Here is a 19,315-nt window from a genome sequence, read left to right as displayed (position 1 = left end):
CGGTTAGTCCTCCTTGCTGCTCTCGTATTCGCGGCGCAGCCGGCGTGCGGGGTGGTCCCCGCAGCGCAGGGTCCGCGCGATCGACTGAGCCGAGGTCGGATCCATCGGGCCGCCGTTGGGGTCGGCCGCGCCGGACGCGATCGCGTCGGCGAACTCGCGGCGCAATTGCTCCACCGAGCGCCGCACCGGCCGGGTCGGCCGGGACTTGCGGGCCCGGCTCGCGCGCGGCTTGGCCGGGGTCGGCTCACGCTGGTCAGACCCGGTGCTCGGGTCGGCCGCGCCGCCCCCGGACACCGGCGCCGGGCCGGGGCCGACCGGTGCCCGGTCACCCCCGGCCGCGTCCCCGTCCTCACCCCGGCCCCCGGCCGGGCCACGGCCCGGCGTGCCGTCGACTGCCCGGCCCGGCTCGGTCTGCAGCCACGCGGTGGCCTGCTCGGCGATCGAGTCGGCCACCGCCGTCACCGGCTCCACCGGCAGACCCGGCACCGCCGCCTCAGCCAAGTCCCGGCCGAACCGGCGCACCCGGTAGCGGCCCGGCCGGAACACCAGCCGGGCGGTGCCGTCCGGATCGATCTCGGCGACCGCGGTACGCAGCGCGGCCCGCTGCGCCCGGGCCACCCGGCGCGCCGTGGCGGCTGCCTGCCGGGCGGCGGCCCGTTCGGCCGGTGTGCGGCGGGGCGCGGCGATCAGCAGCTGGTGCGCGATCACCCCGGCCACCGACACCGCGCCCATCACCAGGCCGTGCACCACGCTGCCCGGTACCGGCGCACCACCCGGGACCGCAGGCGGGCCGGGCGCGAGGCCGTGCGCGAAGTTCAGCGCGAACGCGACCGCGGCGAACACCCACGTGCCCAGCTGGTAGGCCCACACCGGAGCGCCGGGGCGGTGCCGCCGGGTCCAGGTGACCCCGATCGCGAACGCCCACATGCCCAGCTCGGAGAGCACGAACAGCCCGGCGCCGACGGCCTGGCCGTACACCTGCGTGCCGAACGCGGCCATCGACGGAATCGCCATCACCGCCGAGGCCACGGCCAGGCCGTAGATCATCAGCTCCAGCACGTGCTCGCGCACCCACGTCCGCACCGCGTCCCGGCGGGCCTGCCACCGCCCGGCCCGCCGGTCCTGCCGTGTCTGACGGGCCTCGGAGCGGGTCAGGAAGTCCTTGCGGGCCTGCTCCCGCTCAGCCTCTTTCGCCTCGCGGGCCAGCTGGGCGCGGGCGGCTTCGGCCTGCAGCCGGTTGGCCAGCGCCGCGGCCTCGTCCTCCCGGCGCCGCCGCGCCTTCGCGTCCGCGTCGGCCCGGCGCCGCTCGAAGTAGTCGCTCACGCGCTGTCCACCTCCCGCTGCCGGGCCGGCGGCACCTCGGCGGCCTCCACGATCACCGGCTCAGCCGCACGCCCGGCGTCCTCGCTGTCGTCGTGCCCGGTGTCCCCGGCCCCGGCCGGGGACCGGTCGGCCGGGGCCAGCTCCTTGACCGGCTGCTCGCCGGTGTCGACCGGGCGGGGCGGGCGGCGGTCGTTGCGGCGCTGCCGCACCTCGTGCCCGGCCCACACCAGCGCGGCCACCGCCGACCCGGCCAGCGGCCACGGCGACCCGGCCACCCACGCCACCGCCGCCGGGGCCAGCACGGCGGCCTCTTCCCCGAGGTGCCAGGCCGTCCACGACACCACCGCGTCGGTCCGCGTCCGCGACCTGCCCGCCGGAGTCTTCTGCTTGCCCATCACGCCTCCTTCCGTGTGCGCAGGCCTGAGGCGATGAACCCGGCCACGAACGCCGTCCACCACGCGAACCCGCCGGTGACCACCCAGGTCACCGCCAGCGACAGACCCGCCAGCACCGTCGCCGTCACCAGCAACGTCCAGGCCTCCCGCACCGCCGCCCGACGGCACTGCTCGTCGTCACACGTGCAGCGCACGCGGGTGTCCTCACCGGACTCACCGGGCCCGCCGGGGAACTGCTCAGGCATAGACACGGCTGTCCTCCCTCCACATCGGACCGGCCGCACCGGTGGCGCCCACCGAGCTGCTGTCGTTGAAAAACTGGTTCACCGGACCCTTCGGCGGGGTGGACGCCTGGCGGGTGGCGTAGCCGTCCACCCGCCGCAGCGCCAGCTCCAGCACCCGCGCGGCCAGCACCAGTGGAATCCGCACCAGATGCAGGGCCAGGAACAACAGCACCGCCCCGGCGAACCGCAGCAACGCCGCGGTTCCGTGCCGCTGCAACACGTCGAACGTCGACATCACGACACCCCCTCGTCGGCGACGTAGAGGAACCGGTACAGCGCCTGACCGAGCCGAACCAAGTCCCGCCCGGTCCTCACCGGCGGATAACCATGTGCGGCCAGCACCTCGGCCACCTCGACGTGCAACCCGAAGGTGAACCGGGGATCGTCGTTTCGAACCGGTTCCGGCAGCGGGTACACCGGACTCTGCTCCTCGCGGTTCATCGCGCACCGCCCGCGCTCGCCTGCAGTTCGGCGTAGAGCTTGTGCAGCCCGGCCGCTCGCACGTCCCGAGCGCGCGCGGCCGCCACGAAGTCGTTGCTGTGGACCAGCGGACCCGGCTCGGCGCCGCGGGCCGCCAGGCGCCCGAACGCGTAACCCCGCGCCAACTCGTCCTGCAAGTCCTGGTCCGACCAGCGGACTGGCGGGGTGGCGGCCGTCGCCGCGGCGAGCGCGGGCGTGGCGTGCACCTGCGCCGTGGCGAGGTGGTAGCGCTCGCTGTCCGAACCGCCGTCGGATATCGCCGCGGCCGCCAGCTGCTGCTCGGCGGCGCGGTAGTGCTCGGGCCCGGTCATGCCGACACCCCCGCCTGCAGGTGCGCGTGCGTCGGAGTCGGTCGTCCACGGCGTGGCCGTGGCTGTCGTTGCGTTGTTGCCCATGACAAATGCCCCTTCGATCAGGGAAAAGGTGTGGTTTGGGGTGTGCCGCGTGTACGCGGCCAGCCCGGCAGGGGCCGGGAGACTCCGGGACTAGCGCCCTGGTTCATCGAGCACGGCCGCCACCGCGCGGCGCCGGGCCTCCAGCCGATCCACGTCGACCAGGCCCTTGCTGTGCAGGCTGATCATGCTGTCCAGCAGCGTGTACGCGGCCAGATACCGCCGGGCCCGGTCCACGCTGCGCAGCGAGGCCAGCAGCGGGAGCGCCATCCCGTCGTAGTCGCCGGGCCCGGACCGCTGTGCCATCAGCGGGGCCTCACATCCGGCGGGCGGCGGCACGGACGCACCACGGCTTCGTGCACGTCCGGCCTGCCTTCAGCTTGCGCTTGCAGAAAGGGCACTGGCCCTTGCGGGCGTAGCTGAACGACTTCACGATGACCGTGTCGTCGTCCTTCTTCGTCATCTGCTTGACGACTCTGCTGCGGTCCTTGGCGGCCCAGTCGACCGAAGCATCCAACGCGGTCTTGAACAGTCCCATGACGAAACCTCCGGATGAGATGGCGTGCGTGTGTGTGGCGGGGCTTGTGCCCCGGGGAACAGCGGCGCGTCGTTCGCGCTGGAACGGCTCGGGGTGTCAGCCCTGGCGCAGTTCGCGCAGGACCCAGCTCACGAACCCGTGCTGGGCGGCGGCGTTACGCGGGCCGATCACGCCCTGCAGGTAGCCCTCGATCTGCCGGGCTGAGTGCCCGGCCGCGGCACGCTCGGCGATGAGGTGGACCACCGGGCCCACCAAGATCGCGCGGTGACCCGTGCGCTTCACGGCCAGATCGATCAGCTTCTGAGGCACGGCGGTACGGGACGAACTCATGATGAAACCTCCACTCGAAACGGCGGGCTGGGGTAGAACCCCGGCGGTCATCGACGCTTCTGGGCCTTGCCGGACAGGCCTGACTTCGGATTGGTGGTGTGGCTGGTGTGGACGCGGGTTAGCGGAACGCTTCCTCGCGGTCGGCCAGGCGACCGCCGATGAGCAGGTCCGCGTACACCGACACGGTGCGCGGCCGGTCCTGGCGCACCATGCGCCGTTCGTTGCGGTCGTCCTGCAGGGCGCGGCGGCGCATCGCCGCGCGCGCCTCGGCGAGCAGGCTCACCCGCTCACCGGCGGCGATGGTGCGGGTGAACAGGAACTCCGTGCCGCCGTCGTGCAGGACCGCGGTCACGGCCAGCTGTGTCCTGGCGCCCCGGCGGGCGGTCATCGCCGGCCGGGGCGGTTGATGGTCTCCACCCTCGCCCGGCCCGCCCGCACCTGCCGGTGCCCGGCGTAGCTGCCATCCGCCTTGACCGTGGCCGCGTGACCGGTGCCGGTCGGGGTCCCATCCGGGGCGAGCAGCGCGACGAACACCCGGTCCCCGGGGCGCACCAGCGCGGACAGGTCAGCGGTCGCCCGGCTCACCGCGGCTCACCGCCTGCCAGCGAAGCCAGCGCGGCGTCCCAGTCGACCGCGTCGGACTCGCGGCCCTCCGGCACCAGCTGCAGCATCTCGTCGGCCGCGCGGTCCAGCTCGGCACGCGGCAGGGCCAGCACGATGTGCTCGCGGCCGTTGGTCAGCGAAACCATCACTTCGTCTCCGGCCGGGGCGAACCGCACGTCACCCTCGCCGGTGTCGGCGATCAGGCCGTCCAGGACCAGGGCCCGGTCCACCGTCCAGGACACCCAGCCGGTCGGGTTGGCGAACTCGAACCGCACCTCGAACGGGTGCGTGGTGACGTAGCGGATGTTCACCGGGAACTCCCGGCCGGTGGCCGGCGCGGTCGCGGTCGTGCGCAACCACACCGAGTCGGTGCGTAGCATGGGAAACCTCCATTCCGGGGCACCACGTGGGTGCGAACTGGGATGCGGGAACCCGGTTCGGCAGGATGACTGCCAGGTCTGGACTGCCGGACCGGGACTAAACGACGACGGGGACTCTGGGAGAAGCCGCCCACCAGGCGCCTACGCGGCGGCCCGGACACCACCCGTGGCGCCGCCGCCGGTGAGCAGGGCCACGACGTAGGCGACGAACGACCGGTCCGCGACCGCGCACACCTCACCCGTCTGCGGGTCCACCAGCGTCGACCGCAGCCACAGCGTCAACCGGGCCACCGACCAGCCCGCCCGGTGCCGCTTGGCGATCGCGTCGACCAGCGGCTCCATGAACGCCGGCCGCACCAGCTGACGACCCCGGTCATCCACCAGCTGCATCGACGCCAGCTGAGCGACCATCCAATGCCGCCCATACCTGCGAGGCAGCGACCAACCAGCCTGCCGATCACGACGACCGAACGTGCGATTCGAGATGCGAGAAGACATAGCGGTACTCCCAGAGAAAAGCGAAGAATGTGAACAAACGTGTGGCGCGAACGACGTCCGGCCAGGTCAGGCAGCGGAAACGCGGCCCCGGTCAATCTCCTCGTACGTGGCGTGCCGAACCCGGTCAATCACCCCGGCCAGCCGCATCGCCACCAACCCCCGCGGCCCCGCGAACTCCCGCCGCAACCCCTCAACAGCCCTGTCCAGCCACACCGCACGAACACGCGCCGCTGACGACGCCGACGGCATACCCGCCACCAAACCCGCGAACGCAGCCGGAACGAACAGCCGATCGGACATCTCAAGCCACCTCACGCAGCACCAGCCGCAGCCCGATGGCGGGCGCCTGGCCGATGGGTAGCCGCCCAGGCTCCAGCGTTGTGACCGCAGTGGTTTCGGGCGCCCCAGTCGCGCACTCAGTGGCCTCGTGCGCCGCCAGGTCCGCGTCGATCTCCGCTAGCAGGTCGGCTACCTCGGCCAGCTCATCCACCGCCAGTGACGGCCTGGCCTCCTCGGCAACCGTCATCGCCAGGGCATCGAAATCGAGGCAATCGGCAGCAGCCTCGATCTGGCGACGAGTCCGGTTCGGTCGTGCGTTCCTCATCGAAGTTCCTTTCTTGATGACTTACCTAAGCTAGCTCAAGCTAGCTCATCCTTGCGATAGGCCATTCGAGTGAACTAATCCAAGGTGGCTCAGTCCGAGTACGCTGGCGCTTATGGATGGGACAGTGGGGCAAGCACCGTTTGAGCTGGTCGCCGCCGAGATTCGCAAGGCCATGCGAGAGGGCGAACTCAAACCAGGTGACAAACTGCCGCCCCATCGAAAGCTGGCGAGCCAGTACGGCATCACCACGGCGACGGTCCAGCGAGCCCTCCGAGTCCTTCAGGAAGAAGGGCGCTTGAAGTCGCGGCCGACAATCGGCGTCTTCGTCACGGAGGCCGCTGCGGAACCTGAGCCTCTGTCCCTGAGGCAACTGGCTGCGGAGGTTGCTGCGCTACGTGAGCGTGTTGAGACGCTTGAACGCAGCTCGGGGCTACCCGTTGCCCAGTGACCGGACGAACTGGACGATGCTGTCGAGCACGCTCGTGCCCGATTCTGTTGCACTGTCGACAGCACCAGCGGCGTCCGTCGGGAACTTGACTACGAACGCGAGTAGTCCCAGGACGACCAGGACCACGATCAGCTTCTTTAGCACCCCGCCGCCGGTCTTGAACGGGAACTGCGCCTTAGCCATGAACATCTCCCCTCATCGGTCCGGGCCGCTTGTCGGCTCGGCTTTCTGTCATGGCTCAAGCATCGGCCCCAAGGGTGGGGGTGCAGCAGTGCGCATGTAGGGGCACTCGACGCTGGTGGGGGGCACAAGAGATCGGCGCATGTGCCCCTCTTGCGCTACCTGGCGTGATTTACTGGCGACGGGAGGTACGCATGTCCGGTCAGGAAAGGGTCCCCAACCACCGTCTACATGCGGTTATGCGGGATGCTGGCGTGAGCAATAAGGGCCTGGCCCGGCGAATGCACGACCTCAGCCGGCAGGACGGGGGCGAGCCCATCAGCCCCAGTCACACGAACATTGCCAAGCTCTTGACCGGCGAGACTCGACGCCCACGGCCACGGACAGCCCAGGTGATGGCGGCGGTACTCGGACGTGAGCTGGGGCGGCCAGTCTCCCTGGAGGAGATCGGCTACGCCGACGTCCCCGACGAGGGCGAGGATTCCACGCTGGAGTACCCAGCGACCATTGCCGCAGCAACTACCGCGTTGACTCAGCTCGCAAGCTACGAGCTACGCGGCGTGAAAAAGGAACTCGTGGTCGTACCGACCGCTTGGGATGGGCTCATCAACCGATGGCTGCTCGACCCGGACAATGAGCCCTCTCAGCCGGTCGAACCGCGGCCCATTGCCGAGGTAGACGTCCATGCTGTTCGGGACGCGGCCGCCATGTTCGGCAGCTTCGACTACCGCTACGGCGGGGGTCGCCCTAAGCCATTAGTTGCACGGTATCTAGAGACTGATGTTCTGCCACTGATTCCGCATGTCTCGCCGCACACGTCGGTGGGGCGGGAATACTTTCGCGAGGTCGCGGCGATGACGCGATTGGCAGGGTGGACAGCGTATGACGTCGGTCAACACTGGCTCGCGCAGCGGTATCTATTTCAAGCATTCCGCTTGGCGCGGGCCGCTGGCGATCGGCCGCTCTGTGGTCGCATTCTCGCAGGCATGAGTCACCAGGCGAATTTCTTGGGACACTACGACCGCGCGGTAAACCTCGCACGGGCGGCTGCCGCTGGCGCAAGAGGATACGCAACTCCGACGACAATGGCTCTATTTCATGCTATGGAGGCTCGCGGCCTAGCGTCCCAGGGGAAGGCGGCTGAAACGTTTGCGGCCCTAGCAGCCGCTGAGCGTTGGATGGAGCAGAGCGTGCCAGAGAATGACCCCGAATGGATTCGCTATTTTGACAGGGCTGAATTGCACGCCGAGTTCGCGCATTGCTATCGGGACCTCAACCGATCTGAGGAGGCTGCCGAACACGCCGCAGCCTCCATTGCAGCGTCCGAGGGTCTTTACGTTCGAAGTTTGTCATTTTGCAGGACAGTCCTTGCGACAGCCCGACTCCAGGCGGGTGAGCTGGACGAAGCTCTCTCAGTTGCGCGCGGCGTCGTGGATACGGCGGCGCAGCTGAGAAGTTTCCGTGTGATCTCGTACCTCAATGATTTTTGCACCCGACTACAACCACTCGGCGAGGAAGTCTCCATCCGCGATTTTACGGAGTATGTCTCTACCACCTTGCCATCAAAAGACGCGCCAGCGTCGCGGACGTTGGTCATCGCGTAGGTCGCGCAGGCGCACGCTGATCTCTTCATCGATCTCCCGAGATTGTCCCGCCTGCTGCATGAGCCAGGTGGTCATGTTGAGTTCGCGAATTGACCGGACAATCGGAAAGCCGGACCAGTCCGTGGGGTCAAAACCGTATGTGTTCGTAAATTCTGCGTACTCGACGTCTCCGACCCATCCGAATGCTTGGTATCTAACGGCCAGGATGGATACATCCCACTCACGTGGACCGACAGCGAAATCTTCAAAATCAATTAGGCGAATACCTAGCGCGCGATCGCGCATCAGGTTTCCAGTGTGAGCGTCGCCATGTATCACTCCTGGCGACAAACTAAATTTCAACTCGTTGTATTTGATCGCCAGTTCATGCTTTCGCCCCATGACGAACTGCAGGTCGTCCGAATTCAGATAGTCAGCCGGAAGACACGACAAGCGGTTCTCAATCTTCGCCAATGGTTCAAATAATGGCAACCTAAAGGGTGGTGAAGGCAGGTCATGCAATGACCGGAGCATTGCAGCCAGTTCGCGCGAGGTTGGCCTGGGGGCAACCTCGCTAATGTACTCCCAGAAGGTCACTGCGAAGTTATCTGCTACAACAGGCTGCGGTAAACTGTCGACGATGCGTACTGCCGGAAAGTCGTTATCCGATAACCAGCGCGCAACGGCGACCTCTTTTCCGCTGGCCGCGCGCGATCGGCCCACCCGGACCATAACGTCGCCTAGTTGAAACATTACGTTTTCACCGGTGCGCACCAGGCGGGCGTCCGATGAGTCAATTCCAGCCTGACGGCATGCGTCTTTCATTGCAGCGTGCGCGGACTCTGGAGTTAGCGCGGAAGTTGCTCGCATCTGCCCTGCTGCTCCCCGGGATGAGTGGAGGTGGTCGATTGCGCGCTCCGGGTGTCGTCGTTTGCTCAACCGTCCTTGCACTCTATCTGCCGGAAATAGGTTCAGGTTGTTGAGTTCCACACCCGGAGGAGCTGAGCGAGGCTGCGCGGGTCGGCTTCGTGGCCGTTTCGTGGGGTGGTGTGCCGGCAGTAGGTTGGTCGGCCTCGCTGCAGGTCGGCGGTGCCAGCGGCGGCCCAGAAGCTGGCGAGCTGGTGGTTGTCCCTCTCGATGCTTGTGGTGGACCAGGCGTAGCCCCGGCCGCGGTACTGGGCGGCGGCCACGAGCAGGCGGCCGTATCCGAGCCGTCGGCGGTGGTAGTCGACGCGGACGTGCTCGATCACACCTACGCGGCAGGTGCCGCATAGCACCATGTCGATGTCGCCGACGGCGTGATCGTGCAGCCACAGCGTGATGCGACCAGGGTTCTGCGCCCTGGCCGGTGGGGTGAGCACGAGCTGGAGACCCGCGCGGCCCGGGCGCCAGTCCGCAGGCTCGATCCGTGGTCGGCTGATGTCCCACAGCGCGAACGCGGCCCTGCGACGGCCCAGCCGGTGGCAGGCGAGGCAGAGCACGACGTCGCGGTGGTAAGGCTGGCACCGCGGCGTGGCGGTGCCTCCGATGGCCAGCCGGTGGCCAGCGGGGCATCGCAGGGGAGCGGACGCGCCCGGCCAGGTCGGATAGACCGGTACGGGATCCGGAAGCACCCCGCCACGCCACTCGCTCATGTGTTCGAGTATTGCTGACGCGGTGCCAGCAGGCCATGCGGGTCACGCTGAGCCGCCGCGGGACAGCCTCACGGCGTTGAGGGGCCAACTTCCACCCCCTCAACACGCTGCAGAAACTAACCCTGAGTGAAATTCTGGCTACCTACCGCTTTTGTGGCGGGGCGGGAACATTCGGTCGTATCGGCGGGTACGCTCGCGGCCGTTGACACACTCCGTGGCCCTGCGGTCGCCCGGCGCGATCGTGCGCTGGGCCCTCCGGTCAGCCGGCCGGAGGACATGGACCGCCTGCGCGGTCCCTGGCCCAAAGGAGCGAGGTCGACATGGCACGACAGCGGCGCAAGAACAGGCAGCGGAGACGCTGTGGTTCTTGCGGGAGCCGGATGTTGAGCAGGATGCGGGGTGCGGCAACGGGAATTGCCGCACCCCTGATGCTCCTGCTGGGCATCATCTACGAGGTGCTGAGCCTCGTGAACCGCTAGGCCCCGGAGGGCCGCACAGTTGGGGGCGGGGCCGGTCAGATGACTGGTCTCGCCCCTTCCGTCAGCCAACACGCACCAGTACTGATAGCGGATGGCTGCTATCAGTATCGCACGCTCAGTGGCCGAACCCCGTCCGGCGAGGTGTGAAACACGAGGCCACGTCCTCAGAGTGAGGGCGAACGACCGCAGGACGTCACCATCAGCCGGGTCGCGTTACCGACCCGAGTGAGGACGGGCCGGGCGTGGGCTAACTGCCGGGGGTCGACCACCAGCGGTAGACCAGAGCGGAGACGGGCCGCGACGTACCACCGCTCGGCTGACGCTCGACCTGGGTAGCAGCGCCGAAGACGACCACCCTCACCACGGAGAGCGTCAGGCCGGGCAGCTTCTCGGTTGGACATCCACCGGAAATCAAAATAGAAAGCAATGCGCTGACGAATGAGCGAGGGGCGAATATCGGAAACATTTGATGCACGTGTAACAATTACCTGATGAGTTCGACCTTAGAGGCATCTACCTGCAAGGCAGGTAGGAGTTGATCATCCATGTTGACCTTTAAGGAGTTGTACGATGGCTCGCAGACGTAATGGTTCTGACACTTGGCACTTCTGTTCAAACTGTTCCAACTGGCCCACTAGTGACTATGTCACTGGATCGGGGAACAGTGGTGAAAAATGCAACGAATGCCTGGCGAAGCAGAAGGCTGGCGCCTGCCAGGCAGGCTAGTTGCTCGTCCGCGCTGGACAAGAGGAGAAAACCCACCTTGAGTCCTGCCGGTATCTGTCCCTTCCTCATACGAAGCCGCCTTGCGCGGTTGGGCAGTCGTGTCACGACACGCTTTCCCGTCTTGACACGACTGTCCGGCCATACACCCCTCGGGCGGAGCGGAAGGGTTGTCCTGGCTCGGCGGCACCTGCGGATGAAGGCCGCTCGTCGACTCACAGCCACGGCCCGCGGGGACCGGCGGCAGTCGGCCGCCCCGCTTGGGCCGGGGTAAGAGCAGCACGAGCGGCCCCGCAGGGGCCGCCTTAACAAGCATCGGGGCCGGGCGCTGAAGAAACTCAAGGCGGCATGAACGAGAACAGCCCCCGGAGCCAGCAACACGGAGACTATCGCCGCGAGTGGTGGCCAGTACATGAAGATCTCTCATAACCAGGGGTCCGCGATCCCGCTCGTGCCGAACTGGTGCCGAGACCAACAAGTCAACGGTGTCGTTGACCGGCAAACCGCAGTTCAGGGCACTATGTGGACGTCGCTGCCGTGCGTTCTCCGAAGGCGGGTCGCCGCGTCGCCAGCTGGACGCCCTTCCCAATGCCTTCCCAACTATCGAGAATTCGGTATGCCAGGCGGGCTATATATGCAGCTCAGGTCCGTCTCGCCACCTGCACCGAGCGAAGCCCTCCGGAGGCAGGTGTCGCAGGTTCGAATCCTGCCAAGGGCGCCCGAACTTATTCCCAGGTCACGCCGTGGCGGCGTCGACGAAACGTCATCGCGGCGGCGCCCCATCGTTGGCCCACTGGGCCGCGTGCTCTTGGACGAATTCAGCGAAGGTACGGGGCGGACGGCCGGTCAGGTCCAGCACCGCGGTACTGACCCGATCCTCCCGGCCGGCGCTCATGCCGTCTTCGATCGTGGCGAGGGCGGCGGCGAACTCGGCGGGCAGGCCTGCCGCCCGGTAGATGGCCGCCTGCTCGTGGCTCTCGATCGGCACCACCCGGATCGGCCGTCCGATGTGGGCGGTGATGATCGCCGCCGCGTCCGGGTAGCTCAACGCCTTCGGCCCGGTGAGCAGGTAGTCGCGTTGGCCGCCGGGTGCGGCGTCGGGGTCGGTCAGCAGGGCGCAGGCGACGGCCGCGATGTCCCGCGCGTCGATCCAGCCCACCCGGCCGTCACCGGCCGCGGTGCGGATCTCGCCGTACCGCCGGATCCGGTCACCCACCGGGTGCGGGCTCAGGAAGTTCTGCATGAACCCGGACGCGCTCAGCACGACCCACCCCGGCCGGTCCCGCACGTACGCGGCCATCTCCAGCGCGCTGGGGGCGTTCGGCAGCACGATGGCGGAGCCCAGCAGCACGACCCGGCGCACGCCGAGACGTTGCGCCTCGGCCAGGAACGGCCGGACCCGCGGCATCGGGTCCACGGTGTTCGTGGGCGGCACCAGGTAGACCCGGTCCACGCCGCGCAACGCGGGCCCGTGGGTGGCCGGGTCGTCCCAGTCGAACCGGACCGCATCCGGGTCACCGGCACGCGGGTTGCGGCTGGCCACCCGGACCGGCACACCCTTGCCGCGCAACAGTTCCACCAGCGCACCGCCGGTCTTCCCGGTGCCGCCGGTCACCAGCACGCCGGTCATCGGGCGACCTCCGAACGCAACGAGTCGAGCAGCTCGGGCAGGTTGCCGGCCGCCGCGGCGCCGGCCAGCGGGTTCCAGTAGTCCCGGAAGCGGGTGATCACGCCGTCCTGGACGGTGATCACCACGATGTAGTCCATCCGATAGGGCGTTCCGGTACGGACCGAGCGTCCGTTCGCGTGGTACTCCACGACGACGGTGTCCGGCCGCTGCGTGTGGTGCACGGTGAGCTCGGAAACCTCTCGCAGGTCGTACGTCTCCGGGAAGCCGGACAGGTAGTCGCGGATCTGGTCCCGCCCGGTCAACCTGCGTGGCGAGGCACCGGCGGCGAACGGGAACTCGGCGATGCCGTCGTCGGCCCACAGCTCGGCGGCGGCGCCGGTGTCACCGGCCAGCATCAGGTCCAGCAGTCGGCGCATTGTTTCCTCTGCGGTATGTGGCATGTGTTCCAGCGTCGCGGCGGATCGACCGCCCGGGAACCGACGGCTGAGCCCCGGACCGCCAGTCCGTGGCTAGGCCGGGTGTCCCGTGCCATGCTGGGTGGGGTGAGCAGAGGCGAGCTGGCCGATTTCCTTCGCCGCAGGCGGGAGGCACTACGCCCGGAACACGTGCCGGCCACTCACCCGCCCGGCCGGCGGCCCCGGCGTACCCCGGGGCTGCGCCGGGAAGAGGTCGCCACACTGGCCGGTGTGTCGGTCAGCTACTACGAACGGCTGGAGCAGGCCCGCGCGCCGCGCCCGTCGCCGGAGGTGCTGGCCGCGCTGAGCCGGGCACTGCGGCTCACCGCGGCCGAGCGCGAGCACCTGGCTCGGCTGGCCGGACAGATACCGCCCGGCCCGGCGAACGCCGATCGGCGGCCGGTGCTCGCCGAGGCCCAGCGGCTGCTCGACCGGCTCGGGCCGATACCCGCCTACCTGGTCGACGAGCGGCTGGACATCGTCGCCTGGAACCCCGCGGCAGTCGCGTTGATCACCGACTTCGGGCTGCTTGCCCCGGGAGAACGCAACGTGATGCGGCTGTCCCTGCGGCTGGGCGGCACCCTCTGCTCGGGCGCGGACGGCGAGTTCGTCCGGCAGTCCGCCGCCCAGCTCCGCGTGGCCAGCGCCCGCCACCCCGCCGACAGTGCCATCGGCGAGCTGGTCAATGAACTCGCCACACACAGCCGGGAATTCGCCGTCAGCTGGCGTGACCACGACGTACGCCCCGTACCGACGTTGCGAAAGTATCTGCACCATCCCCGGCTGGGCGAGCTGGAACTGGACCACCAGACCCTGAAACTCCCCGGTAGTGACCTGGAGCTGGTGATGTACACGGCGGAACCGGGCAGCCCGAGCGCCGCCGCGCTCGCCCGGTCGACGGACGGGAGCTGACGAAGTGGCACGACTTCATGTCGGCTGTGCGATGTGGACCCACAAGGCGTGGCCGGGCCGGTTTCTGCCGCAGTCGGTACCGGCCGGGGAACGCCTGCGTGCCTATGCCGGCTGGTGCAACGCGGTCGAGGGCAACACCACCTTCTACGCGACTCCCGCCCGGAGCACCGTCGCGGCCTGGGCGCAGCAGACCGATCCCGGTTTCCGGTTCGTGGTCAAGCTGCCCAAGGTCGTCACGCACGAGCGCCGGCTGGCCGGTGTCGAGGCCGAGATGCGGGCGTTCCTGGACGCCGTCGAACCCCTCGGCGAGCGCGCGGTCCTGTGGGCCCAGCTGCCCGGTTCGTTCGGCCCCTCGGACGTCGACGCCATCCGCCGCTTCCTGCGCAGGCTGCCCGCCGGGCGCCGGCGCGCCGTGGAAGTACGCCACCCCGGGTTCTTCACCGACGCCGTCTCGGCCGCACGGCTGGAGGCGGCGCTCGCCGACGCGGACGCCGAGTGGGTTCCGTTCGACACGACGGTCTTCTTCCGCAACCCGCCGACCAGTGAGGCCGAGCGGGAGGCCTGGACCAGGAAACCGCGGCTGCCGCGGCGGACGCGGGCGCTGACCGGCCGGCCGATCGTCCGCTACCTGGGCCGGGATTCGGTCGACGAGACGGTCGAAGGGTGGCAGCCGTGGGCCGCCGTGGTCGCCGACTGGCTGCGCGAGGGCAGGTCGCCGACGGTTTTCCTGCACACCCCGGACAACGACGACGCGCCCGCGCTCGCCCGCCGGTTCCACGACGACGTGCGTGCGCTGGTTCCCGGCCTCGACGCACTACCCGAGCCCGAGCCGGTCGAGCCCGCCACGCTGTTCTGAACTCACCGATGGCGTGTCACCCGCGCGCCGCGGGCGAGGGGCGCGGTCAGTAGAGGTAGCCGCCTGGGCCGAGGGGCACGCCGAGCAGGTACCAGGTGACGAACAACGCCGTCCACGCCAGCAGGATGACGAACGACAGCGGGATCGCGAACGACATCACCGTCCCGATCCCCGCGTCCTTCTTGTACTTCTGCACGTAGCTCAGGGCGAGGATGAAGAAGGCGTTCATCGGGGTCACCGGCCCGGTCGACGAGTCCCCGATCATGAACGCCGACAGCGTCGCCTCCGGCCGCAGCCCGACGTACATCATCATCGGCACCAGGATCGGCGCGAGGATCGACCACATTGCCGTGCCGCTGGAGATCACCAGGTTGAGCACGGCGATCCCGAAGATGATCACGAGCAGGACGACGAGGTCGGGCGCGTTCAGTTTGTTCAGCAGCTCGGCACCCTCGACGGTTATCACCGAGCCGAGTCCGGTCCACTCGAAGTAGGCGAGGAACTGCGCGGCCGCGAAGAAGAGCACGAGCACCGGCGCGACCGGGAACATTCCCTCGGCCATGATCTTGGGCAACGCGCCCAGGGACCGGATGCTGCCGGTCACCTTGCCGTAGACGTAGCCCATCATGCCGAGCAGCAACGCGACGAACACCGCGACGTCCAGCACCACGGTCGACTGCACGATGCTGCCGCCCTCACCGAGCAGCGGCGAGCCCGGGATCAGCAGCAGGGTGGCGACGAGCGCCGCGTAACCGGCGAAGACGACGCCCACCCACCGCAGACCGCGACGCTCCCGCGCGGTGAGCCTGGCGTCCGACCCGTCCAGGTCGTCGTCCTCCACCGAGGGCAACTCGCTGAACGCGGGCCGCTTCGCCAGCACCAGCTCGACCATCAGCGTGATGACGACCGACAACACCAGCGAGCCGACGGCGGCGTAGAAGTAGGTCGCCAGCGGGGTCACCACGATCGCCGGGTCGACCGTCTGGGCGGCCGCCGTGGTCAGCGAGGCCCGGATGGCCGCGGACGGCGTGACGAGCGGGCTGGCGTTGAACGCCGCGGAGACCGAGACGAACGCGACCAGGATGCCGAGGACCGGGCTCCGCCCGACGGCACGGAAAGCCAGTGCCCCCAGCGGGATCATCACCATGTACGCCGAGTCACCCATGACGTGCGAGACCATCGACGCGAAGGCGATCGCGAACGTCACCCACCGGGCGGGCATCCGGATGACCGTGGCGCGCAGCAGCGCCGTCATGAGGCCGCTCGCCTCGGCGATGCTCACGCCGAGGATCATCGTGACCACCAGCGGGACCGGCGGGAACTCCGCGAAGTTGTCGAAAGCCGATTCCGCCGCGTGGTTGAGACCTTCCAGGGACAGCAGGTTCTTGACCTCGACGACCTTGTCCGAGTTGGGCAGGGTGACGGTGACGCCGAGCTTGGCCAGGACGAGGCTGGCCACACCCAGCACCCCGGTCATGATCCAGAAGAGCCAGAACGGGTTGGGCAGCTTGTTGCCCACCCGCTCGATCGCGCCGATGGCCCGGAACAGGACGTTGGGCTTGGTAACAGCAGTGCTCCGTTGCGACTGTGTCATTTCTGGTCCTCGGGATCAGTCGGTGATGCGGCCGGCAACTGCGTCGTAACCGTCCTTTTCGGCCTGTTCGATCAGCGAGTCGAAGGGGCGTGCGGCGAGTTCGGCGAGCCTGGGCCGGTTCCAGTACAGGGTGTCGACGCACCTGTCCGCGAAGACCGTCACGACCTCGGCCAGCTCGCTCAGTGCGGGCGAGAGGGTCGCGACGACCGCCGGGCTGTTCGAGTTGTAGTCCGGTTCCCCCGCGGCGACGGCCATGCCCACGGCCGTGGCGGCGGCGCGGATGGAGAAGCTGGCCTGACCGACCATGCTGGGGACGACGGGGTTCACCTTGCCCGGCATGATCGACGACCCCGGCTGGAGCTTGGGCAGCACCACCTCCCGCAGTCCGCCGTTGGGGCCCGAGCTCAGGATCCGGAGGTCCTGGCTCAGCTTGAACAGGATGCTCGCGCAGCGAGCCGCCGTGTCGGCCAGCAGACCGTACCCGTCGGCGTGCGCGAAGGCGTCGACACAGCTCGCGCTCCGGCGCATCGGCAGACCGGTGATCTCGGCGAGGTTGGCCACTGCCAGGCCGGCGTACCCCGGCGGCGCGCCGACCCCGGTGCCGAGCGCCGTCCCGCCCAGCTGCACGGCCTGCAGTGCCTCGGCCGCGGCGGTGAACTGGTCGGCGATGCGCTCCGCCACGAGGGCCTGCGCCCGGTGGGTCTCCGGTACCGGCACGAGGACGGCGTCCTGCCAGCCGGTCCGGCCGAGCCGCTCGACGCCCTCGTGCCGCTCGGCCTGCCGCCGGAAGCTGCGCGCGAGCCCACGCAGCGCGGACGCGACGTCGAGCGCCTGCCGCACGAGCAGCACCTTCACGGCGGTGGGGTACACGTCGTTCGACGACTGCGAGCGGTTCACGTGGTCGTTCGGGTGAACGGAGTCCGCGAGCAGCTGCGACGCGCGGGCCGCGAGGACCTCGTTGACGTTCATGTTCGTCGACGTACTGCCGCCGGTGGCGACCACGCGCAGCGGGAACTGGTCGAGGAACTCGCCAGCGGCGACCTCGGTGGCTGCCTGGGCGATGGCCCCGGCGCGTGCCTCGTCGAGGACGCCCAGCTCCCGGTTGGCCCGGACGGCGGCGAGTTTGACTTCGGCGAGCGCCCGGACGAAGGCGGGCAGATCGCGCAGACGCAGCCCTGAGCTGGGCGAATTCTGGAGCGCGAGCGAGGTCACGTGACCCCACATCGGAGGTGTACCTGCCGATTCACTCACGGTGGGCCTTTCCACGGAGGGGACCTGACGAGAGTGAGACCATACGACCTAGTTGCCAGGTTGTCTAGTTGTCTAGTTAGTTGTCAGGTCGCGGGTCAACGGTCCCGGGCGCGGTGGCCGAGACTAGGATCGGGATCGATGCGCCCAGCGAACAAACTCAAGCAGACGAGCCTGGTCGACCAGGCTGTCGAGCAGCTCCGCGATGAGATCATCGACGGATCGCTGGCTCCCGGCACGTCTCTGCCCGAGGGCCAGGTGAGCGAGTGGCTGGGCATCGCGCGGCCGACCGTCCGCGAGGTCCTGCTCCGGCTGGAGAACGAGGGACTCGTGCAACGGCAGGGCCGCGGTGTCGCGCTGGCGGTCACCCGGATCGACCGCGCGGACGTGGTGGAGATCTACACCGCGCGGTTCCACCTCGAAACGGCCGGAGCGCGGGCGTTCAACACCGCGACACCGCAGGCACGGGAGGCACTGGAGCACAGCGTCGAGGCACTCGAAGCCGGGATCGCCGCGGCCGACCGGCGGTCACAGAGCAAGCTGGACTCGGCCTGTCACACCGCCGCCGTCGCCCTGACCGGGTCCCGGAAGCTGGTCGCGCTGCACAAGCAGCTCCTGGTGGAAGCGCGGCTGGCGACGCTCGCGGCCGGCCGTCCCGACCACGAGATCGTCGTCGCCAACCACCGGCAGTTCGTCGACCTGCTCAAGGCCGGCCGGATCGACGACGCGTGCGATCAGCTCAAGCAGCGCATGGACGTCGCGATGGAACGCCTGCTCCGGATACTGCCCGAGTAGTCAGCCCCGCACCAGCACGGCGAGGCCGTCGAGGTGCCGGGCGAGGCCGTACTCGAACAGACCGTCCAAATCGGACACCGTTTCCTCCGGAATCGCCGCCAGCAGCGGAAACCGCTGCCCGTCGACCCGGTTGCGCTGCGCGGTGAACCAGCCGGCGAGGGGCACGCCGGTGTCGTGTTCCGCCTCGACCTCCGCCGCCATGGTCAGCGCGACGGTGACGACGAGCGAGTGCAGCGTGAGCGCTTCCCGAACCCGCGTCGCCATGGGCAACCCGAGCCCGCCGAGTGCCCGCAGGGTCCATTCGGTGCAGGCCATCATGTTGGGCGCGGGCAGCGGGCGGGTGAACGACACGGCCTTGGACAGCCAGACGTGCCTGCGGCACAGCCGCCACTGCGCGCGGGCGACCAGTTCGAGCTTGGCCCGCCAGCCCTCTGGCCCGTCGTCGGGCAGGTCAATCCCGGCGAACGCCTCGTCGACCATGCGGGTCACCAGTTCGTCCTTGCCGGCCACGTGGCGGTACAGCGACATGGGACCGACGCCGAGCGCGGCGGCGACCCGCCGCATCGACACGGCTTCCAGCCCCTCGGCGTCGGCGATGGCGATGGCGGCACGCAGGACCTGCCCGCCGTCGACCGCCCGCCCGGGCCCGGTGCCCGGCCGCGCTGTCCCCAGCCGCGCGCTGACCACCGTGCCCGAACCGACCCTCGCCTCGACCAGCCCCTCGTCGCGGAGCGCGCCGACGGCACGGTTCGCCGTCGCGGTCGCGACACCCCAGCGGCGCGCGAGATGCCGGACCGAGGGCACCCGGTCGCCGGGCCGCAGCTCCCCCGCCAGTATCCGGCCGCGGATCTCGGCGACTATCCGGAGATACGGCGGGTCCGTCCGCGACATGGAATCCCCCCTCGTTAGGACACGCATACACCGTAACTGTACTAGTTCGATCAGAATTGA

28 protein-coding genes are annotated in these 19,315 nt (G+C 69.0%); 5 read left to right on the top strand and 23 right to left on the bottom strand.

The window, feature by feature from the left end:
* Positions 1 to 3: 3 nt before the first annotated feature.
* The 15 genes from EWH70_RS27570 to EWH70_RS27510 form a co-directional block, all read right to left on the bottom strand.
* Positions 4 to 1,323 carry a hypothetical protein gene (locus EWH70_RS27570; protein ID WP_130478434.1) on the bottom strand — a complete coding sequence of 440 codons (1,320 nt, stop codon included), beginning with the start codon at positions 1,321 to 1,323 and terminating at the stop codon, positions 4 to 6.
* A complete protein-coding gene (locus tag EWH70_RS35625; RefSeq protein ID WP_165436437.1) occupies positions 1,320 to 1,718 on the bottom strand; it encodes a hypothetical protein in 399 nt (132 codons plus the stop codon). The genes EWH70_RS27570 and EWH70_RS35625 overlap by 4 nt, the downstream gene beginning before the upstream one ends.
* Positions 1,718 to 1,969, bottom strand: a complete 252-nt coding sequence (locus EWH70_RS35620; RefSeq protein WP_165436436.1) for a hypothetical protein — start codon at positions 1,967 to 1,969, stop codon at positions 1,718 to 1,720. The genes EWH70_RS35625 and EWH70_RS35620 overlap by 1 nt, the downstream gene beginning before the upstream one ends.
* On the bottom strand, positions 1,956 to 2,237 hold the full coding sequence (locus EWH70_RS27565) for a hypothetical protein (RefSeq protein WP_130478433.1): 282 nt from the start codon (positions 2,235 to 2,237) through the stop codon (positions 1,956 to 1,958). The genes EWH70_RS35620 and EWH70_RS27565 overlap by 14 nt, the downstream gene beginning before the upstream one ends.
* The gene (locus EWH70_RS27560; protein WP_130478432.1) at positions 2,237 to 2,443 is read right to left on the bottom strand and encodes a hypothetical protein; all 207 of its coding nucleotides are present in this window, start codon (positions 2,441 to 2,443) and stop codon (positions 2,237 to 2,239) included. The genes EWH70_RS27565 and EWH70_RS27560 overlap by 1 nt, the downstream gene beginning before the upstream one ends.
* Entirely contained in the window at positions 2,440 to 2,793 is a 354-nt protein-coding gene (locus tag EWH70_RS27555) for a hypothetical protein (protein WP_130478431.1), read from the bottom strand. Before EWH70_RS27555 ends, EWH70_RS27560 begins: the two co-directional genes overlap by 4 nt.
* A gap of 174 nt (positions 2,794 to 2,967) precedes the next feature.
* Positions 2,968 to 3,180, bottom strand: coding sequence for a hypothetical protein (locus EWH70_RS27550; RefSeq protein WP_130478430.1), 213 nt, complete (start codon positions 3,178 to 3,180; stop codon positions 2,968 to 2,970).
* Positions 3,181 to 3,190: 10 nt separating this feature from the next.
* Positions 3,191 to 3,412: a hypothetical protein gene (locus EWH70_RS27545; protein ID WP_130478429.1), complete on the bottom strand. Its 222-nt coding sequence runs from the start codon at positions 3,410 to 3,412 to the stop codon at positions 3,191 to 3,193.
* Between the two features lie 96 nt (positions 3,413 to 3,508).
* The gene (locus EWH70_RS27540) at positions 3,509 to 3,742 is read right to left on the bottom strand and encodes a hypothetical protein (protein ID WP_130478428.1); all 234 of its coding nucleotides are present in this window, start codon (positions 3,740 to 3,742) and stop codon (positions 3,509 to 3,511) included.
* Positions 3,743 to 3,860: 118 nt separating this feature from the next.
* The gene (locus EWH70_RS27535; protein WP_165436445.1) at positions 3,861 to 4,130 is read right to left on the bottom strand and encodes a hypothetical protein; all 270 of its coding nucleotides are present in this window, start codon (positions 4,128 to 4,130) and stop codon (positions 3,861 to 3,863) included.
* Positions 4,127 to 4,327 (bottom strand): hypothetical protein, encoded by a 201-nt coding sequence (locus EWH70_RS27530; RefSeq protein WP_130478426.1) that lies wholly within the window; start codon positions 4,325 to 4,327, stop codon positions 4,127 to 4,129. The genes EWH70_RS27535 and EWH70_RS27530 overlap by 4 nt, the downstream gene beginning before the upstream one ends.
* On the bottom strand, positions 4,324 to 4,725 hold the full coding sequence (locus EWH70_RS27525; RefSeq protein ID WP_130478425.1) for an SsgA family sporulation/cell division regulator: 402 nt from the start codon (positions 4,723 to 4,725) through the stop codon (positions 4,324 to 4,326). Before EWH70_RS27525 ends, EWH70_RS27530 begins: the two co-directional genes overlap by 4 nt.
* A gap of 141 nt (positions 4,726 to 4,866) precedes the next feature.
* A complete protein-coding gene (locus tag EWH70_RS27520; protein WP_240687257.1) occupies positions 4,867 to 5,115 on the bottom strand; it encodes a hypothetical protein in 249 nt (82 codons plus the stop codon).
* 174 nt (positions 5,116 to 5,289) lie between these two features.
* Positions 5,290 to 5,523 carry a hypothetical protein gene (locus tag EWH70_RS27515; RefSeq protein WP_130478424.1) on the bottom strand — a complete coding sequence of 78 codons (234 nt, stop codon included), beginning with the start codon at positions 5,521 to 5,523 and terminating at the stop codon, positions 5,290 to 5,292.
* A gap of 1 nt (position 5,524) precedes the next feature.
* Positions 5,525 to 5,827, bottom strand: a complete 303-nt coding sequence (locus tag EWH70_RS27510) for a hypothetical protein (RefSeq protein WP_130478423.1) — start codon at positions 5,825 to 5,827, stop codon at positions 5,525 to 5,527.
* Between the two features lie 112 nt (positions 5,828 to 5,939).
* Between EWH70_RS27510 and EWH70_RS27505 the strand changes: the two genes are divergently transcribed.
* A complete protein-coding gene (locus EWH70_RS27505) occupies positions 5,940 to 6,275 on the top strand; it encodes a GntR family transcriptional regulator (RefSeq protein WP_130478422.1) in 336 nt (111 codons plus the stop codon).
* Here EWH70_RS27505 and EWH70_RS27500 read toward each other — a convergent pair.
* Positions 6,258 to 6,458 (bottom strand): hypothetical protein, encoded by a 201-nt coding sequence (locus EWH70_RS27500; RefSeq protein ID WP_130478421.1) that lies wholly within the window; start codon positions 6,456 to 6,458, stop codon positions 6,258 to 6,260. The two genes, EWH70_RS27505 and EWH70_RS27500, sit on opposite strands and share 18 nt — an antisense overlap.
* A 392-nt stretch (positions 6,459 to 6,850) precedes the next feature.
* On the opposite strand from EWH70_RS27500, the gene EWH70_RS27495 reads away from it, so the two are divergent.
* The gene (locus EWH70_RS27495; RefSeq protein ID WP_240687265.1) at positions 6,851 to 8,059 is read left to right on the top strand and encodes an NsdA family TPR-like regulatory protein; all 1,209 of its coding nucleotides are present in this window, start codon (positions 6,851 to 6,853) and stop codon (positions 8,057 to 8,059) included.
* Here EWH70_RS27495 and EWH70_RS35615 read toward each other — a convergent pair.
* From EWH70_RS35615 to EWH70_RS27480, 4 genes are all read right to left on the bottom strand, one after another.
* Entirely contained in the window at positions 8,018 to 9,028 is a 1,011-nt protein-coding gene (locus tag EWH70_RS35615) for a phosphotransferase family protein (RefSeq protein WP_165436444.1), read from the bottom strand. The two genes, EWH70_RS27495 and EWH70_RS35615, sit on opposite strands and share 42 nt — an antisense overlap.
* Positions 9,010 to 9,672 (bottom strand): hypothetical protein, encoded by a 663-nt coding sequence (locus EWH70_RS35610; protein ID WP_165436443.1) that lies wholly within the window; start codon positions 9,670 to 9,672, stop codon positions 9,010 to 9,012. Before EWH70_RS35610 ends, EWH70_RS35615 begins: the two co-directional genes overlap by 19 nt.
* A gap of 1,965 nt (positions 9,673 to 11,637) precedes the next feature.
* Entirely contained in the window at positions 11,638 to 12,504 is an 867-nt protein-coding gene (locus EWH70_RS27485; RefSeq protein ID WP_130478419.1) for an NAD(P)H-binding protein, read from the bottom strand.
* Entirely contained in the window at positions 12,501 to 12,920 is a 420-nt protein-coding gene (locus EWH70_RS27480) for a nuclear transport factor 2 family protein (protein WP_130478418.1), read from the bottom strand. The genes EWH70_RS27485 and EWH70_RS27480 overlap by 4 nt, the downstream gene beginning before the upstream one ends.
* A 126-nt stretch (positions 12,921 to 13,046) precedes the next feature.
* On the opposite strand from EWH70_RS27480, the gene EWH70_RS27475 reads away from it, so the two are divergent.
* Complete coding sequence (locus EWH70_RS27475; protein ID WP_130478417.1) at positions 13,047 to 13,871, top strand: helix-turn-helix transcriptional regulator; 825 nt, start codon at positions 13,047 to 13,049, stop codon at positions 13,869 to 13,871.
* A gap of 31 nt (positions 13,872 to 13,902) precedes the next feature.
* Complete coding sequence (locus EWH70_RS27470; protein WP_130478487.1) at positions 13,903 to 14,727, top strand: DUF72 domain-containing protein; 825 nt, start codon at positions 13,903 to 13,905, stop codon at positions 14,725 to 14,727.
* A gap of 46 nt (positions 14,728 to 14,773) precedes the next feature.
* Here the strand turns inward: EWH70_RS27470 and EWH70_RS27465 are convergent, their stop codons facing one another.
* Together EWH70_RS27465 and EWH70_RS27460 are read right to left on the bottom strand one after the other, a co-directional pair.
* A complete protein-coding gene (locus tag EWH70_RS27465; RefSeq protein WP_130478416.1) occupies positions 14,774 to 16,321 on the bottom strand; it encodes an AbgT family transporter in 1,548 nt (515 codons plus the stop codon).
* Positions 16,322 to 16,336: 15 nt separating this feature from the next.
* The gene (locus EWH70_RS27460; protein WP_130478415.1) at positions 16,337 to 17,545 is read right to left on the bottom strand and encodes a lyase family protein; all 1,209 of its coding nucleotides are present in this window, start codon (positions 17,543 to 17,545) and stop codon (positions 16,337 to 16,339) included.
* Positions 17,546 to 17,710: 165 nt separating this feature from the next.
* Here EWH70_RS27460 and EWH70_RS27455 point away from each other — a divergent pair, with 165 nt between their 5' ends.
* The gene (locus EWH70_RS27455) at positions 17,711 to 18,364 is read left to right on the top strand and encodes a GntR family transcriptional regulator (RefSeq protein WP_130478414.1); all 654 of its coding nucleotides are present in this window, start codon (positions 17,711 to 17,713) and stop codon (positions 18,362 to 18,364) included.
* Here the strand turns inward: EWH70_RS27455 and EWH70_RS27450 are convergent, their stop codons facing one another.
* Positions 18,365 to 19,255: a TetR/AcrR family transcriptional regulator C-terminal domain-containing protein gene (locus EWH70_RS27450; RefSeq protein WP_130478413.1), complete on the bottom strand. Its 891-nt coding sequence runs from the start codon at positions 19,253 to 19,255 to the stop codon at positions 18,365 to 18,367. It abuts the gene before it with no gap.
* Between the last annotated feature and the right edge of the window lie 60 nt (positions 19,256 to 19,315).

This window comes from Amycolatopsis suaedae, from assembly GCF_004214935.1.
GTDB classification, from domain to species: Bacteria; Actinomycetota; Actinomycetes; order Mycobacteriales; family Pseudonocardiaceae; genus Amycolatopsis; species Amycolatopsis suaedae.
This window is presented reverse-complemented; position numbering and strand designations above follow the sequence as displayed.

Coding starts and splice junctions, on each gene's coding strand:
- EWH70_RS27510 (WP_130478423.1), bottom strand. CDS start 5,827: ATGAGGAACGCACGACCGAACCGGACTCGTCGCCAGATCGAGGCTGCT.
- EWH70_RS27465 (WP_130478416.1), bottom strand. CDS start 16,321: ATGACACAGTCGCAACGGAGCACTGCTGTTACCAAGCCCAACGTCCTG.
- EWH70_RS27450 (WP_130478413.1), bottom strand. CDS start 19,255: ATGTCGCGGACGGACCCGCCGTATCTCCGGATAGTCGCCGAGATCCGC.
- EWH70_RS27505 (WP_130478422.1), top strand. CDS start 5,940: ATGGATGGGACAGTGGGGCAAGCACCGTTTGAGCTGGTCGCCGCCGAG.
- EWH70_RS27500 (WP_130478421.1), bottom strand. CDS start 6,458: ATGGCTAAGGCGCAGTTCCCGTTCAAGACCGGCGGCGGGGTGCTAAAG.
- EWH70_RS27515 (WP_130478424.1), bottom strand. CDS start 5,523: ATGTCCGATCGGCTGTTCGTTCCGGCTGCGTTCGCGGGTTTGGTGGCG.
- EWH70_RS27520 (WP_240687257.1), bottom strand. CDS start 5,115: ATGCAGCTGGTGGATGACCGGGGTCGTCAGCTGGTGCGGCCGGCGTTC.
- EWH70_RS27480 (WP_130478418.1), bottom strand. CDS start 12,920: ATGCGCCGACTGCTGGACCTGATGCTGGCCGGTGACACCGGCGCCGCC.
- EWH70_RS27485 (WP_130478419.1), bottom strand. CDS start 12,504: ATGACCGGCGTGCTGGTGACCGGCGGCACCGGGAAGACCGGCGGTGCG.
- EWH70_RS27555 (WP_130478431.1), bottom strand. CDS start 2,793: ATGACCGGGCCCGAGCACTACCGCGCCGCCGAGCAGCAGCTGGCGGCC.
- EWH70_RS27470 (WP_130478487.1), top strand. CDS start 13,903: ATGTGGACCCACAAGGCGTGGCCGGGCCGGTTTCTGCCGCAGTCGGTA.
- EWH70_RS27455 (WP_130478414.1), top strand. CDS start 17,711: ATGCGCCCAGCGAACAAACTCAAGCAGACGAGCCTGGTCGACCAGGCT.
- EWH70_RS35610 (WP_165436443.1), bottom strand. CDS start 9,672: ATGAGCGAGTGGCGTGGCGGGGTGCTTCCGGATCCCGTACCGGTCTAT.
- EWH70_RS27535 (WP_165436445.1), bottom strand. CDS start 4,130: ATGACCGCCCGCCGGGGCGCCAGGACACAGCTGGCCGTGACCGCGGTC.
- EWH70_RS27550 (WP_130478430.1), bottom strand. CDS start 3,180: ATGGCACAGCGGTCCGGGCCCGGCGACTACGACGGGATGGCGCTCCCG.
- EWH70_RS27540 (WP_130478428.1), bottom strand. CDS start 3,742: ATGAGTTCGTCCCGTACCGCCGTGCCTCAGAAGCTGATCGATCTGGCC.
- EWH70_RS27560 (WP_130478432.1), bottom strand. CDS start 2,443: ATGAACCGCGAGGAGCAGAGTCCGGTGTACCCGCTGCCGGAACCGGTT.
- EWH70_RS27495 (WP_240687265.1), top strand. CDS start 6,851: ATGGCGGCGGTACTCGGACGTGAGCTGGGGCGGCCAGTCTCCCTGGAG.
- EWH70_RS35625 (WP_165436437.1), bottom strand. CDS start 1,718: ATGGGCAAGCAGAAGACTCCGGCGGGCAGGTCGCGGACGCGGACCGAC.
- EWH70_RS27525 (WP_130478425.1), bottom strand. CDS start 4,725: ATGCTACGCACCGACTCGGTGTGGTTGCGCACGACCGCGACCGCGCCG.
- EWH70_RS27460 (WP_130478415.1), bottom strand. CDS start 17,545: ATGTGGGGTCACGTGACCTCGCTCGCGCTCCAGAATTCGCCCAGCTCA.
- EWH70_RS27545 (WP_130478429.1), bottom strand. CDS start 3,412: ATGGGACTGTTCAAGACCGCGTTGGATGCTTCGGTCGACTGGGCCGCC.
- EWH70_RS27565 (WP_130478433.1), bottom strand. CDS start 2,237: ATGTCGACGTTCGACGTGTTGCAGCGGCACGGAACCGCGGCGTTGCTG.